Consider the following 15,258-nt stretch of genomic DNA (forward strand, 5'->3'; position numbering starts at 1 on the left):
GGCACCAAGTGCGCTTGGCATTGAGTTTGCATCGGTTTTCGGCTTGAGGGCGGCCCGCTCAGGGCTGAAATTTGAACTCAGCGCTTGGTTTCGGGATTCTGTGCCGATCACAGACAGTCTTTGGCGACACTATAGTCAAACCCGATGGCGCAGGGCTCCTGTCGAGACCCTGGCGGCCCACGAGCAGGCATAGGGGAGTGGAATGAACAAGTTAGTGGTGTTTTCGTCGATCGGCCTTTTGCTTGCAAGTCTGTCGCTTACAAGCTGCTCGCCGACCCAACAGGGCGCGGGCATTGGTGCTGCGACCGGTGCTGTCGTCGGTGGCGCTGTCACGGGTGATGTTCGTGGTGCGGCCGTGGGTGCGGCGATCGGTGGCGTTTCGGGCGCCGTGATCGGCAATGTCGCTGGACGGCCAGGACAATGCGAGTTTCAGGACCGCAATGGCCGGCGATACGTCGCAGCCTGCCCACGCTGATCGGTCACCGAGATGCAGCGCTAGGCGGTGCATCTCAGGTCCGATAGGTGAGGGATGGCTCCCAAAGGTTGCCCCGGCGCAAACGGCGCCGTCGCTCTTTCAAAAATCCGTTTCAGCCAAGGGGGATTTGGATTTGCAGGGTTCAGCCGCAAGCGGCGCGCTCATCCAGGCCTGACCGATTCAAGACTTCCTACCAAAATCCATAGGTTCATCAGGTTGCGTGGGCTCATTGGGGCCAGTTTGCTGCCCGGTGGTTTTAAAGAAACGCGTTCCTTCGATTGCAAATCTGGCCGACTGCAATGTCAGCCGCACTCTGGGGCGCAGTCCTCGGCCTGATGGCCCTGGTTCAACGGAGGCAACACATGGCCACTGCCAATGCCGCACCAAAGACCGCGATGCAGAGATTTCTCGACGGGGTCGAGAAGGTGGGAAACATGGTTCCTCATCCTGTGGTCATCTTCCTGATCTTGATCGGCATCGTCATCGTGCTGTCGGCCGTGCTCGGCGCGTTCGGGGCGGCGGTCAGCTATGAGCGCATCAATCCCGACACGTTCGAGATCGAACAGGCGTCGACGGCGATCCGCAGCCTGCTCAATATCGAGGGCATCCGTTTTCTCTATTCCTCGCTGATCCCCAATTTCATGAGCTTCACCGCCGTCGGCCTGATGATCGCGGCGATGATCGGTGCCGGTGTTGCCGAGGAATCGGGCTTGGTGACGGCGCTTATCCGCAAGCTGGTGATCGTCTCGCCGAGCTGGGCGCTGACCTACATTCTGGCCTTCGTCGGCATTCTTGCCAGTATCGCGGCCGATGCCGGTTACCTCGTGCTGATCCCGCTTGCCGGTGTGGCGTATCTCGCCGTCGGGCGGCATCCGCTTGCCGGCCTGGCGCTCGGTTTTGCCGCCGTCGCGGGTGCGTTCACGGTCAACATGCTGATCAAGCCGCTCGATGCCGTGCTGGTCGAATTCACCAATGATGCGGCGCATCTGGTCGATCCAAACCGGTCGATCGGGCTGGCGTCCAATCTCTGGTTCTCCATCGCGTCTGTGCTGTTCCTGACCGTCATCATTGCCTTCATCACCGACAGGATCATCGCGCCGCGGCTTGGCGCTTATAATCCCGACGGAGCGGAGGGTGGCGTACCGAACCAGGGGGCGACGCTTTCCGATCAGGAATCGCGCGGTCTGCGGTTTGCGCTGTTCGGGTTGATCGGCCTTATCGCGGTCTTTCTGCTTCTGACGTTGCCGAGCGGTGCGCCGTTGCGCAATGCCGATACCGGCGAACTGATCGGCAACTCGCCGTTCATGAACGGGCTGATCGCGCTGATCATGCTGATCTTCCTGGTGACCGGCTGGGCCTTCGGCATCGGCGCCGGCACGATGAAGACGCTGGCGGAAGTGATCGCCGCGATCGAAAAATCGATCAAGAACATGGGCGGCACGATTTTTCTGTTCTTCGTGCTCAGCCAGTTCGTTGCCTACTTCACCTATACCAATATCGGCACGGTGATGGCGCTCAGCCTCTCCGGCGTGCTGCAGGCGGCCAATATCGGTGCGCTGCCCCTGTTGATCGGCTTCATCGTCGTGGTGGCAATCATCGACCTGCTGCTGACGGGTGCGATTGCCAAATGGGCAATCTTTGCACCGGTCTTCGTGCCGCTGCTGATGAAGCTCGGTGTCGAGCCGGAAGCGGTGCTGGCCGCCTATCGCGTCGGGGATTCGCCGATGAATGCGATTACCCCGCTCAACGCCTATTTCGCACTCGTGGTCGGCTTTGCGCAGAAATACGACAAGTCGGCAGGTGTGGGAACGATCGTCTCGCTGATGCTCCCGTATGTGGTGCTGATGTTCGTGCTGTGGACCGGACTGTTCGCGGTCTGGAAGGCGCTCGGTCTGCCTTGGGGTCTGTGACGTCATCTGGCGTCCGGCGAGCCTGGAAATAAGAAGCAAACAATCGGATGGGTATCATGAGCAATCCCTCAATTCCTCTCGACGTCGCTGCGGCGGAAGAACATCTGCTGCGTTTCCTCTCGGTGGAGGGCGTAACCGGACAGGAGAAAAATATCGGTCTTGCGGTCTGCGATGCGCTGAAGAAGATCGGCGTGCCTGAATCGGCCATTCGCTTCGACGATGTTCACACGCGCATTCCGGTGCCGACCGAAACCGGCAATCTGATCGTCGATATTCCCGGCACCCGGCCGGGGCCACGGCTGCTGTTTTCGACGCATCTGGATACCGTGCCGCTCTGCGCCGGTGCCAAGCCGCGGCGGGAAGGCGACCGGATCGTCTCCGACGGCACGACGGCGCTTGGCGGCGATGCGCGCACCGGCGTGGCGCTGCTGGTCGTGGTTGCCGAAACGCTGATCAAGCACGAGCTGCCGCATCCGCCGATCACGCTGCTGTTCACGGTGCGCGAGGAAAGCGGGCTGCATGGTGCGCGCGAGCTCAACCCGGCCGATCTCAACGGTGCGGTGATGTGCATCAATGTCGATGGCCAGTTGGCGTCGGATCTGATTGTCGGCGCTGTGGGCCAGGAGAACTGGGAGGTCGAGATCACCGGGCGGGCGTCGCATGCCGGCGTCGCACCGGAGAAGGGGATTTCGGCGACCATGGTCGGCGCGCTGGCACTGGCGGATGCGCGGAAAAACGGCTGGTTCGGCAAGGTGGTGAAGCCGGATGGCCGCGGTACCAGCAATATCGGCATCTTCGGCGGCAAGGACAGCAAACCGGCCGGCGACGCCACCAATGTGGTCACCGACTACGCCTATCTCAAAGGCGAGGCGCGCAGCCCGACATCTGCCTTCGCCACCGAAATTGCCAATGGCTACAAGCAGGCCTTCGCCAAGGCGCAGAGCGAGGTGACGACCGATGAGGGTGATACGGCCGAGGTGAAGTTCAGCCATGTTGCCGCCTATCCGCCGTTCGAACTGGGCAAGGATACCGCGATCGTCAAGCGGGCCACCAAGGCGCTGGGGATTCTCGGGATCGAGCCTGTCTATGTGTTCTCCAACGGGGGGCTGGATGCAAACTGGCTCGACAAGCATGGCGTGCCGACCATCACAATCGGGGCGGGGCAGGCCGAGATCCATACGATCAAGGAATATGTGAACCTCAAGGAATACGAAAAGGGCTGCCGCCTGGGCGTGCTGATGGCAACGCTCGAGGATTGACGTTTCGGGTTTGAGGGATCGGCCGCTGCCGGCGAAGGCTGGCGGCAGTCGATCCTTCCTGTGCCTGGCCTCAATGCCTCTCGCCGATCGACGGTTTCAAAGGCGATTTCATTCGAAGGACGGGCAGAGGGGTGGAAAGACCGCGCTGCGCATCTCTGTGCGGCCGAATAGTGAAGACGGCCCGACGAGGCCAATTGGGGAGCAGAGCGATTGAGTCCGATAGCATACACAGCCACCATCATCGCCGTTGCCGTCGTTCTGTTCGTCTGGAACAAGTTGCCTGTGGTCTTCGTCGCCATGCTGACGGCACTGTCGCTGTGGGCAAGCGGGGTGCTGACGCTCGGGCAATCGCTGGGTGGCTTCGGCGATCCGGCCGTCATCTTCATCGCATCGCTGTTTGTCGTCAGTTCCGGTCTTGAGGCTACCGGCGTCACCGCCTGGGCCGGCCAGTTGCTGATCCGCGGCGCGGGTGCCGAAAGCCGGGCGCGGCTGCTGGTCCTGACGATGATCCTGGTTTCGCTGCTGACGGCGCTGATCAGCGTCAACGGCGCGGTGGCGGCGCTGCTGCCTGTCGTGGTGGTGATTGCCGTGCGGCTGCGGCGCAATTCCTCGCAGCTGCTGATGCCGCTGGTGTTTGCGGCGCACGCCGGCTCGATGCTGGCGCTGACGGGAACGCCTGTCAACGTGCTGGTCTCCGAGGCGGGGCTCGATGCGGGCGTCGGGGGGTTCGGCTTCTTCGAATTCGCTCTGGTCGGTGTGCCGCTGCTGGCCGGCACGATGGTGATCATCGTGCTGTTCGGAAAGCAGCTGCTGCCGGAGCGCAATGGTGCGACCATGCCGGCCGATTTCAGCCATCATGCCAAGACCCTGGTGGAGCAATACGGGCTGGCGAGCGGCGTCTACCAGATGCGGCTGCGGGCAAGCTCGCCCTATGTCGGAGTGGCGACGTCGGCGCTTGATCTTTCGGCCTATCCGGGGCTGCAACTTGTTGCCATCCAGGAGGGCGAGACGGCAGGGCCGCTGCGCCGGCCTGCCCTGGCCGAGGGGGACCATCTGATTGTGCGGGGCGAGGCCGACATTGCGGCCGCGTTCGGCGCGAAGATGCATCTGGCATTTCGCGACGAGAAAGCCGCGGGGCAGGGCGAGGACACATTGTTCAACCGCAGCTCCGGCCTTGCCGAAGTCGTTATCCCGCCGCGCTCGGGCCTGATCGGCAAGAGCGTCTTTCCCGGCATGGTCACCGAAAGCGGCGACCTGATCGTTCTCGCGGTGCAGCGCGCCGGCGGTGAGGTCACGGCCGATAGCACTACGCGCGATGGCGGCGGCACCGTGCTGCAGGCCGGCGATACCATGCTGCTGCAGGGCACGTGGAAGGCGCTTGATGTTCACCTCGACGATCCCGACGTGCTGGTCGTCAACTCGCCCGAGCTGGTGCGCCGTCAGGCGGTGCCGATGGGGCCGGGGGCGCGGCAGGCGATCGTCATTCTGCTGGCGATGGTCCTGCTCCTGGCGACCGGCATCGTGCCGCCTGCTGTGGCCGGCATTCTGGCCGCCGGCGCGATCATCTTGTCCGGGATCATGAGTGTCGAGCAGGCCTACCGCGCCGTTGGCTGGACCACGGTCATTCTCGTCGGCGCGATGATGCCGCTGTCGACGGCGATGGTGCAAACAGGGGCGGCAAAGCTGATGGCCGAGCATCTGGTCAATCTCGTCGGTGATGCCGGCCCGCTTGCATTGCTCGCCGGCCTGTTCATCCTGACGGCCGTCATGGGGCAGCTGATCAGCAACACGGCAACGGCGCTGATCGTCATCCCGATCGGCGTGGCAGCGGCAACCGCGATGGGGATCTCGCCACGTCCGGTGCTGATGAGCACGGCGGTCGCTGCCGCCGGCGCCTTCCTGACACCGATCGCGACGCCGACCAACCTGATGGTGATGGGTCCGGGCGGCTATGCCTTCAACGACTACTGGAAGCTTGGGCTGCCGCTGTTGATCTGGTTCTTCGTGGTCTCGGTTTTCATCGTGCCGTTGATCTGGCGGTTCTGAGTTCGCCGTTGCGGTTTGCTCGGCCGGATCGGATGAGGCAGATCGTCGGTGGGCGAGTGCGGCTTTGCCAAGGGTGATGCGGTTACCAGCCGGTCTTCCGGTGCGCAGCTGAGGTCATTTGGCCTATTGGGACTTCACCAGTCCCGAGAAGCCGGCCACCGCGAGCAGGCTGAGGGTCCAGCCGATAATCGACTGCAGGAAATAGTAGTTCAGCGTGAAGCTGCCGTTGGATTTTCGCGAATCAGGACGCCAGTATTCCTTCTGGCCGATCGAGGCCACCGGCAGCAGAACATCCAGCGAATACATCAGCGCATTGAATTCCGGGTAGCTCGCTGCTTCCGGCTGATTGCGAAAGCAGCTGAGCTGGTTTTCTCCGGCATCGGCGCGCCCGGCCAGCACCTGTGCGCTCGATGGCATGTAGCGGCTTTCGCTGCGCTGAAGATCGCACATCGTCCATTCCGCCGAGCGCAGCACGACGGGGCTGTTGGGTTTCATCGCGCCCGTCCGATAGGCGACGGCGAAGACGCCGCTGCCGATAGCCCAGAACAGGATCAGCCAGACCACTGCCAACAGCGGCTGGCGGCCATAGCGCAGGGTGACGGCGAGGATGGCGTCGGTCGCGGCAAGTGTCGCACGCAAGAAGGGGTTTCTGGCGCGGCCGCGGCGGGCGCGGCGCTGCAGGCGTTCCTTGGTGATCAGCACGGCGCGGGCGTCCTCGTCGTGGCCCATCTCGCGCAGAACCGTGGCGAGATGTTCATAGGGCTGCGGCCAGAAATCCGCCTTCCAGCGATCCGGCGTCTGGCGTGACAGCCAATCAAGCCGGCTTTCGGCATCGACAGGGCCGCCGATGAAGGCGCCGTACTGGCAGCGGTTGAGCAGCAGGTCGCCGCTAGCTGGCCAGCAGGCCTGCTCGTCGTCGATGGCGCCGATCGTGGTCGCCGTCAGGTCGAGGGTTCCCTCGAATGCGGCGCCCTGGCGCAGGAAGAAGGCGCCGTCGATGCTGGTGCGGTTCAGTCGCAGCGCGTAGCCGCCGGGCTGGGTGAGCGTCGCCGAGGTGCAGTCGACATCGCCGCCGAAGCGGGCGCCGAGCAGCCGGGTTTCGCCGGTGATGGTGGCGCCGCGCAAGGCGAGATCACCGCTGGCGACGATGCCGTCTCCGTTGAGCGCGATTTCGCCTGGCCGTTCGATGCGGGCACCCACCGCGTTGACATCGCCGCCAAGCCGGGCGGCGGAGAGGATGATGCCACCGCGGATATCGGCGCCGCGCATGAGCACGCCACCGCGCGCTTCCATGCCGTCGGCGTAAAGCGCTATTCCATCCGACGAGGTGATCGATGCGCCGTCGGCCTCGATGCTGCCGCCGATGCGGGCGCCGGGAATGCGGATCTGGCCGGTGAAGGCGGCACCGCGCATGGAGAGGCACCCTCGCGCCTCCAGCCGATCGGCCTGCAGGCCGGGCAGGGCCGAGCCATCCAGAAACAGATTGTCGATGATGGCGGAGCGCAGCACCGGCGAGGCTTCGAAGCGGCAGTCCTTCAGGCCGATGTCACGCGGAATGCGGCAGCCCTCGAGATCGAGAATACCGGTGATCCATGCGCCGCTCAGCCGCAATCCCTTTTCATGCGAGCGGTAGCTCTCGCTGCCGACAATGAGCAGGCGCAGGAGTTCGGCGCGTACGGTGCGTTCCGGGTCATCCTGCTCATGCTGCTCCGGGCGCAGGCCGTCGCCCAATCGGTCGAAATCGCCGCCCTGCAGATGTGCGACGATCTTGGCTTCTGCAGCGCTCAGCGGATGGAAGGTGGCGAGGCTGATGGGGGACATGGCTGCGGATGTCGGTTGCGGTGCTTTCGCGTTCATAAGCGCGGCATCCGATTGGCATGATCGGCTGGCCAGATTGCCAGCACAGCGGGACCGGAGGGAGATGCGTGGTGAATGGATGCGGGTGAATGAGCGTTGGAGGCGCGTCCTGGCATGTGATCAGTTCCTCCATTGCAGCATGTGTGTCGCGCGCGGCGCGATCGTGTTTGGCGCGACAAAGCCAGATCACGGCAGCGGCCCGCTGACAGCAGGCTGGTGAATGCCAGCATCGGCTAAACCCTTGCCTAGCCCTTGCCTAAACCCTTGCAATGCCAGGGTGCCGTCTCTTGCGGCTGGCCGGCCGCCTCCCTTGGGTCATTGATTTCCCGGTTTTGCATGCGGGTCAAGAGCTTAGGGTGAAATGCCGGGCCTTGCGGCAGCATCCCGGACATGGAGCAAAGTTTCTGGATTCAGTGCCGATCACAGCCCGTCTCGGCCGGTGCTAAGGTGCTGAGACAATGGAGCAATGCCGGTTCGATCCGCGCCGTCGGCGTCGTCCGCATGAGCCAGTCAGGGGAGATGCATGAGGTAAAATCGACCGCCATGACTGCGTGCCGATCATCATTGTCGAAAGCCTCCGCAATGCCAGAAGAACAGGGAACAGTGCAACAGCCATCGTCCGGATTGCCGCAGGGTCTGATCCTCCTCTGGGCGTTTCTGCTTGTCGTCTGGCTGGTGATCAATTCTTCGGTTGCCCCGCCGATCGTGGCTGTCGGCGCGTTGGTCTCGCTGGTCGTGGCATGGATTTTCGTGCGGCGCGGCGACGTCTGGCGGATTAGGGTGACCCCAGCGACGGTCGTTCATTTCATTGCCTATACCGGCGTCTTCTTCGTCGAGCTGGTGAAGGCCAATATCAGCATGCTCGGCTATGTCTATTCGCCGCGCATCGATATCCGGCCCGGTATCGTCAAGGTCAGGATGCCGCTGAAATCGCCGATCGGACGATTGGCGCTGGCCAATTCGATCGCGCTGACGCCGGGTTCGCTGGTGATGGATATCAGGGGCGATGCGCTGTTCATCCATTGGCTCGACGTCAAGTCCACCGATCCCGAGGAGGCGACGCGGATGATCATCGGGCCGTTCGAAAAGCATCTGGAGGCGGTGTTTGGCTGAGATCATCCTGCAGATTGCCGTTGTCCTGATCTTTTTCAGCATCGTCTTCGGCGTGCTGCGGCTGGTGATCGGCCGCACGGCGATCGACCGGGTTGTGGCAATCGACATGCTGACCGTCGTGACGATATCGCTGATTGCGCTTTATGCCCACATCTCCGGGCGCTTCGTCTATCTGGACGTGGCGCTGGTCTATGGTTTGCTGAGCTTTCTGGCGGTGCTGGCCATCGCCCGCTTTCTGGAAAAAGGACCGTAGCGGCCATGCTGGAATTGCTGATCCTGTTGGTCTGCGGGAGCATTCTGGTCAGCGGTGTGCTGGCCGTCGTGCTGGATAATCTGATGGCGGCGATGGTGAGCGCGGGGCTCGCCAGCCTGTTTGCGGCTGCGTCCTATGTGCTGTTGGCAGCGCCCGATGTGGCGATGGCCGAGGCTGCGATCGGCTCCGGGCTGGCGACGCTGATCTTTCTCTACGCGATCCGCAAGACCAATGGCGGGGGCACGGCGGATGAGTGAGCTGGTCGGCAGCATCGTCATTCTTCTGGGCGCGTTCTTCCTGTTTTCCGCCGGCGTCGGGCTGTTGCGGATGCCCGATGTGTTCACCCGCATCCAGGCCGGAACCAAGGCCTCCACGCTCGGCAACATCCTGGTTCTTGCCGGCCTCGGCATCTATCATCCGGACTGGTCGCTGAAGCTGTTGATCATCGCCTACTTCGTGCTGTTGACCAATCCGCTGTCGTCGCACGCGCTGTCGCGGGCCGCACATGCGATCCGCTCACCGATGGCGCGGACCACGATCATTGATGCGCTGAGGGACGCAGATGATCCATCTGCCGATGAGGGGGCCACATGAAGCGGCTTTCAGGTCTGCTCGCCGTTCTGGCATTCGGCGCCATCTTCGTCGGGCTGATCACCGGCTATGGCGAGCGCCAGAGCGTGTCGGATCTGGCGGTCTATTATCTCACGCAGGTACCTGCCGATCTCGGCGCGCCGAATGTCGTCACGGGCATCCTGATCTCCTATCGCGGCTTCGATACGCTGGGGGAGGTGGCTGTTCTGTTCATGGTGGCGGCGAGCGTCGGTGTGCTTCTGGCAGGCGAACCGGGCGGGAAGACGGTTTCGCAGCCAACCAGCCCGCAAGCGCCGAGCGAGCTGGTTCGCAACGGTGCCGAGGTGGTGCTGCCGCTGATTTTCCTGTTCGGCGCCTATGTGATCATGAACGGGCATCTGTCGGCCGGCGGCGGCTTTCAGGGCGGGGCGGTCGTTGCCTCCGGCGTCATGCTGCTGATGCTCGCCTATCCCAAGGGGCCGCTGCACCACGGGTTTCTCAGCATCACGGAATCGCTGGCCGGTGTCGTCTACGTGTCGATCGGCATCGCCGGCATGGTCTTCGGCGCCGGTTTTCTCGACAGCCATATCCTGCCGCGCGGAGAATTCGGGACGCTGTTCAGCGCCGGCGCCATCCCTGTCATTTCAGCGCTGCTCGGCATCAAGGTCGGCGCAGAATTGAGCGTCATCATCGACCGGTTCCGCAGTTGAGCGACAGGAAATAGAGGATCATCATGGGCCTGCCGATATCGCAGATACTACTCACCACGGGGTTTGTCCTCGTGCTCATCGGCTTCTGGGGCATGCTGAAGCACCGCAACATCCTGCGCATCATCATCGGCTTTTCGCTTATCGACACCGGGATGCACATTGTCCTTGTGGCAACCGGCTATGTCACCGGCGGCACGGCGCCGATCATTGACAAGGCGCTGGGCGTCTCGGAGGCAGCGGCCCGGGCGGTCGATCCGATCCCGTCAGCGCTTGTCGTCACCGCCATCGTCATCGGATTTTCGGTCACGGCGATCATGCTGTCGTTCGCGATCCGTATCCATGCGGTGCGCAAGACGCTGTCGATCGATGCGCTGACGGAGTCTCGATGGTAGACAGTTTTCTTCAGCCGCTGAACATCTTCCTGCTCGGCCTTGGCGGCGGGTTTCTCATTCCCTTGCTCTATCGCATCGCCAAGCCGCTGCCGGCGGCAGGCTTCATCCTGGCTCTATCGGGAATGACGGTTATTTCAGTCGCCTGCCTGTGGCGGGTCTATCACGGCGGAACGGCCATCGAGGTGCTGACGGCGGGGAGCATGCCGCCGTTTTCGATCAATCTGCGGTTTGGCGCGTGGGAGGGGTTCTTCTCGGTCTGCGTCAATGTGGTGGCGATGCTCGGCGCCTGGCATCTCTGGGAGCGGTTGCGCGCCAGCTATGCGGCGCTGTTGCTCTACCTGATCCTGATCATGGGCATCAACGGCATGGTGATGACCCGCGACCTGTTCAACCAGTTCGTATTCCTGGAGATCATGTCGATCGGCACCTATGGGCTGCTCGGCTTCGAACGGACGCCGGCGGCCCTTGCCGCCAGCTTCAAATACATCATGGCAACGGTGCTGGCCTCGTCTTTCTTCCTGCTCGGCGCCGGGCTGCTCTATCATGTGACCGGCACGCTCAATATCGACGCGATGATCACCAACCGGGCGGCAATTGCAGGGCCGATCGGCATCACCGCACTGCTGTTCGTGATGGCCTGCCTGGTGCTGGAGCTAAAACCGTTTCCGGCCAATGGCTGGGGGCTCGATGTCTATGAGACGGCGCCTGGTGGCATCGCGGCGCTGGTCTCGGTTGGCGTCTCGGCCGGCGTGTTTTTCGCGTTGTTCAAGCTGCTGCCGCTGTTTGCGGATCACCTCGGCATTCTGGCCATCTCGGGCGGCGTAACCTTCCTGTTTTCCAATCTCATCGGGCTGCGGCAGACGAGCGTGCAGCGGATGCTCGGCTATTCCTCGATCGCGCAGATGGGGCTGCTGATGCTGGCGCTCGCGCTGCTTCACCTGCTGGACGCCGAGCAGGCCCTGCCGCTGGTGGTGGGCGGATTGTTCATCAACCATTTGCTGGCCAAGGCCGGATTGTTCTGGCTTGCCGGTATCGTCGAGCGCCGCGAGATCGAAGGCTGGTCGAATATTGCGGGCAAGCCGCAGGTGCTGGCCATCATGGCGGTGTTTCTGGTGGCGATTGCCGGCCTGCCGCCGTTTCCGGGCTTCTGGGCGAAGTGGGAGCTGGTGATGCAGGCGGCGGCGGGTGAGCGATATGTGTGGATCGGGGTGATCCTGGTCGGCTCGTTGCTCGAGGCCGCCTATATGTTCCGCTGGTTCAAGCAGGCGACGCGACCGATGTTGGATCAGGCTGGCGCCGGCGTTTCGATGGCCAGCATGCCGCCTGTCAACCTGTCACCGGCGCGGTTGCTGCCGGTCCTGATCGCCGCTGTCCTGCTGTTCGTCAGCGGCTATGTCGCTGCATCGTTTGCCGGCGCAGCATCCGTGTGGCTGGTTGCGCCGCTTTGTATCGGCGGTGGGCTTTGGCTGCTCGATTGGCTTCCAGGACGGGTGAAATGCCTGGCGATGCTGGCCGTGGTGCTCGTTGCCGGCCTGTGGATCGCGCATGATGTGGGCGGGTTGCGCCAGCTGTTTGCCTTGGTTCTGCTCGCCGGCGGGCTGGTGGTCGGTTTTGGCAGCCTGTACCGCGACGATCGGCGCCCGGGCTTCTATCCTGTGATGGCGATCCTGCTTGTCTCCATCCCGAGCCTGATACGGGCGACGACCAGTCTGGAATTCTTCTTCCACTGGGAGATCATTACCCTTTCCTCCTATTTCCTGATCGCGCAGAGGCCGGGCGCGCATCCCTATGTGCTGCAGTTCTTGCTGTTCTCGCTTGTCTCTGCCTTCTGCCTGCTCGCCGGCTTCGGCATCGCCACCAGCGCCAATGGCACCACGGCGCTTGCAGCCTTCGCCACAGCTGGGCCGGCTGCTGCGCCTGCCTTCATGCTGCTGGCGATCGGCTTTCTGATCAAGGCCGGTGCTGTTGGCGTGCATGTCTGGCTGCCGGGCGCCTACGCCGAGGCCGACGATGATCTATCGGCGATGCTGTCTGCCGTGATCAGCAAAGTGGCGGTGTTCGGGCTGTTCATGGTCACCTATCTCGCCATCCGCTCCGAGGTCGGGCTTGAGATGGCGCATGTGATGGGCTGGATCGGGATGCTGACGACGATCGCCGGCGCCGTGATGGCGCTGCAGCAGACCGACATGAAACGGATGCTCGGCTATTCCAGCATGAGCCAGATCGGATACATCATCACTGCGATCGCGCTGATGAGCCATCTCGGCTGGGTGACGGCGTTTTATCTCGTCGCCAACCATCTGATGGTCAAGGGCATCCTGTTCCTGGCTGCCGCCGGGGTGATCTTGCGAACCGGAACGCGGCTGTTCGATGAGACCGGTGGCCTTGCACGGACGATGCCGTTGACCTTTGCCGTGGTCGTCGTCGGGCTGATCTCGATGTCCGGCCTGCCGCCGCTGGCGGGTTTCGGTGGCAAGTGGCTGCTGTTGAGCGCGATGATGGACAAGGGCTGGTATGGCTTGGCGATTGCCGGTGTCGTCGCCACCTTTATCGGCTTTCTCTACATGTTCCGCTTTGCCTATTCGATCTTCCTCGGACCACGACAACAGGGTCAGGAGAGCATCAGCGAAGCGCCGTTGCCGCTGCTGGTGGCGCAATTCGTGCTGGTGGCGGCGATCCTCGTCCTGTCGTTCTTCCCGAAGCTGCTGATGGATCCCGTTTCCGCCGCGATTGACCCCTATTTTGCCTCGACGCTGGTCTGGCAGGGCATGTCGCTGGAGACGATCTACGGCTACTGGAATCCGGTACCGGTGATGGCGGCAGCGGTTGCGGCGGCAGCGATCCTGCTTGGGCTGTTCCTGGTCATTTACTGGAGCGGGCGGGGTCGTTCCATGCCGGCGAACACAGCCCATTTCTACCGTTTCTACCGCGCTGTCTTCGCGCCGCTGGTGACGCCGATCGCCAATCTCGTCTGGGACGGCCTCTGCGGCGCGACCGTCAGCGCTGCGGGCGTGGTGCGCAAGGTTTATAACGGCAACGGTCAGGCCTATGCGCTGCATGTGCTGTACTACGTGCTCGTCCTCTATCTGCTCGGGACGTTCCGTCTGGTCATTCTCTGACCGACGCGCCCATTTCAGTTGCTGGTGGCCTGTGCCATACCGCCCAGAATGTGCAGGGGAAGGAAAATGATCAGCGAGGCGGCGCCTTCGATCACCGATGTCCCGTCGGCGAGAAGGGTCTGGCCCTGGGTCGGCTGGTCGGCTCGCAGCAGGCTGCGCAACAGGTCGTCATTGTTGACGACATCCATCAGGGTCTCGGAACTGGCAAAGACACTGTGCCGGCCGCCGTCGATATCGGAGACGTCGATGACGGCGATGTCCTTCTTCTGCAACATGATGACATCGGAACCGCTGCCGACGCGCGGATGACCGCCAGCGAGGAAACGGGAGAAGCCGAGTGCCCGGTCGCGTTGCGAGACGATGATGGTGAAGGGGCGCGGGATATCGCCGATATCCTCGACCTGGCTCTGGAACACGTCGATGTCGATGTCGGGGGCGGCAAGGACAACGCCGCCCAGCCGTTTCAACACATCGCGGTGGCCGGTCATGGCGAGGTCGCGTAGCGCCTCCATCACCACATAGGAGCCCATGGAATGGCCGACCAGCACGATCCTCTTGGCATTTGTCTGGGCGGCAATCTCCAGCGTTTCGGCAAGGCCGCGCCGACCGACGAGAGCGCTGTCGCGATCGAAGACGTAAAGGGGCAGCGCGCCGCCGGATGGCCAGGCGTAGTGCAGCGAAACAGCCTTGATGTTGTAGTCATAGCTGATCTGGGCATTGCGGAAGATGCTGTCGGCGAAATTGTTGTTGTAGCCGTGGACGAAGATGAAGATCTCGCGATTTTCCGGCGCGCGCTGCGCCAGCGCCTGATTGAGCTGCCGGATCATCTGCTGGCGGTCATCGATTGGCTGGTAGGTGCGCGCGGAAAAATGCCGGTTCGGGTCGGGGGTGCGGCCGGTCTTCTCAACCCGGCCGCGGACATGGTTGCGCGGAATGCCGATCTCGAACTTGGCAAAATTCAGTGTTCTCGCGCGCTCGGCGGAATAGGGAAGAGAGAGATTGTCGGAGCGAGCGCGGGTGGTTGCGACATAAATCGGAACAATGGCGGAAGGCTGCGCACCTGTCGCATCGACGGGAAGGCCAAGCACGGCTCGCGGTCCGCCACAGGCTGAAAGCGCCATCACCATCAGCAAAATGACGCAGGATCGTATGAAGGTCATGGCTCGGCTCAAACGAAATACAATCACACTCTTCAAGTCCATGATCGGCAGTGCGTCTTCCAGGCCTGCAGGCCTTACGGCTTCCATTCCTGGTTTTATGCTATCTCGGGCGCGTTCGGAAGATCAATTCCCGGGCGGACAGTCGATCGCCCCTGTCTTTCCGCTACAGCCCTGATGTATTTACGGTTTCACTTTCACACACCAAGATGTCTCATCCAAGACAGTTTGTAAAATCTGGACGCCAGGCCAGATTGCAGGATTCTATGCTGATCACTTCGCCGCTTGAACAGCACTATAGTTCCTGACAGAGCGCAGCGTCCTCGGGTCGTCGGTGCCGTGCGCGAGACTGATCCTAAGGTCTAGGGGAGCGTTGGGGTTTGGGTTCCTGCACAGG

General features: G+C 62.6%; 13 protein-coding genes. 11 read left to right on the forward strand and 2 right to left on the reverse strand.

Annotated elements, in window-relative coordinates:
• Positions 1-202: 202 nt before the first annotated feature.
• From GVL52_RS19520 to GVL52_RS19535, 4 genes are all read left to right on the forward strand, one after another.
• Complete coding sequence (locus tag GVL52_RS19520) at positions 203-475, forward strand: YMGG-like glycine zipper-containing protein (protein WP_160010199.1); 273 nt, start codon at positions 203-205, stop codon at positions 473-475.
• Between the two features lie 362 nt (positions 476-837).
• Complete coding sequence (locus GVL52_RS19525; RefSeq protein ID WP_160010201.1) at positions 838-2,385, forward strand: AbgT family transporter; 1,548 nt, start codon at positions 838-840, stop codon at positions 2,383-2,385.
• 47 nt (positions 2,386-2,432) lie between these two features.
• Entirely contained in the window at positions 2,433-3,644 is a 1,212-nt protein-coding gene (locus tag GVL52_RS19530) for a M20/M25/M40 family metallo-hydrolase (protein WP_160010203.1), read from the forward strand.
• A 210-nt stretch (positions 3,645-3,854) separates the two neighbouring features.
• Positions 3,855-5,690, forward strand: coding sequence for an SLC13 family permease (locus tag GVL52_RS19535; protein WP_160010205.1), 1,836 nt, complete (start codon positions 3,855-3,857; stop codon positions 5,688-5,690).
• A gap of 123 nt (positions 5,691-5,813) precedes the next feature.
• Here GVL52_RS19535 and GVL52_RS19540 read toward each other — a convergent pair whose 3' ends face one another.
• Complete coding sequence (locus GVL52_RS19540) at positions 5,814-7,547, reverse strand: hypothetical protein (protein ID WP_160010207.1); 1,734 nt, start codon at positions 7,545-7,547, stop codon at positions 5,814-5,816.
• 582 nt (positions 7,548-8,129) lie between these two features.
• On the opposite strand from GVL52_RS19540, the gene GVL52_RS19545 reads away from it, so the two are divergent.
• The 7 genes from GVL52_RS19545 to GVL52_RS19575 are packed head-to-tail and all read left to right on the forward strand — an operon-like array spanning position 8,130 to position 13,704.
• Positions 8,130-8,660: a Na+/H+ antiporter subunit E gene (locus tag GVL52_RS19545; RefSeq protein WP_160010435.1), complete on the forward strand. Its 531-nt coding sequence runs from the start codon at positions 8,130-8,132 to the stop codon at positions 8,658-8,660.
• Positions 8,653-8,913, forward strand: a complete 261-nt coding sequence (locus GVL52_RS19550) for a monovalent cation/H+ antiporter complex subunit F (RefSeq protein WP_160010209.1) — start codon at positions 8,653-8,655, stop codon at positions 8,911-8,913. The genes GVL52_RS19545 and GVL52_RS19550 overlap by 8 nt, the downstream gene beginning before the upstream one ends.
• Before the next feature lie 5 nt (positions 8,914-8,918).
• Complete coding sequence (locus tag GVL52_RS19555; protein WP_160010211.1) at positions 8,919-9,170, forward strand: hydrogenase subunit MbhD domain-containing protein; 252 nt, start codon at positions 8,919-8,921, stop codon at positions 9,168-9,170.
• Positions 9,163-9,507 carry a monovalent cation/H(+) antiporter subunit G gene (gene mnhG / locus GVL52_RS19560; protein ID WP_160010213.1) on the forward strand — a complete coding sequence of 115 codons (345 nt, stop codon included), beginning with the start codon at positions 9,163-9,165 and terminating at the stop codon, positions 9,505-9,507. Before GVL52_RS19555 ends, mnhG begins: the two co-directional genes overlap by 8 nt.
• The gene (locus tag GVL52_RS19565) at positions 9,504-10,193 is read left to right on the forward strand and encodes a Na(+)/H(+) antiporter subunit B (RefSeq protein WP_160010215.1); all 690 of its coding nucleotides are present in this window, start codon (positions 9,504-9,506) and stop codon (positions 10,191-10,193) included. Before mnhG ends, GVL52_RS19565 begins: the two co-directional genes overlap by 4 nt.
• Positions 10,194-10,216: 23 nt before the next feature.
• Positions 10,217-10,585, forward strand: a complete 369-nt coding sequence (locus GVL52_RS19570; protein ID WP_200847860.1) for a sodium:proton antiporter — start codon at positions 10,217-10,219, stop codon at positions 10,583-10,585.
• The gene (locus GVL52_RS19575) at positions 10,579-13,704 is read left to right on the forward strand and encodes a complex I subunit 5 family protein (RefSeq protein WP_160010217.1); all 3,126 of its coding nucleotides are present in this window, start codon (positions 10,579-10,581) and stop codon (positions 13,702-13,704) included. Before GVL52_RS19570 ends, GVL52_RS19575 begins: the two co-directional genes overlap by 7 nt.
• A gap of 14 nt (positions 13,705-13,718) precedes the next feature.
• On the opposite strand, the gene GVL52_RS19580 is transcribed toward GVL52_RS19575, so the two are convergent.
• A complete protein-coding gene (locus GVL52_RS19580; RefSeq protein WP_160010219.1) occupies positions 13,719-14,864 on the reverse strand; it encodes an alpha/beta hydrolase in 1,146 nt (381 codons plus the stop codon).
• Positions 14,865-15,258: the final 394 nt, after the last annotated feature.

This window comes from Rhizobium sp. 18055, assembly GCF_902706285.1.
Classification (GTDB): Bacteria; Pseudomonadota; Alphaproteobacteria; order Rhizobiales; family Rhizobiaceae; genus Rhizobium.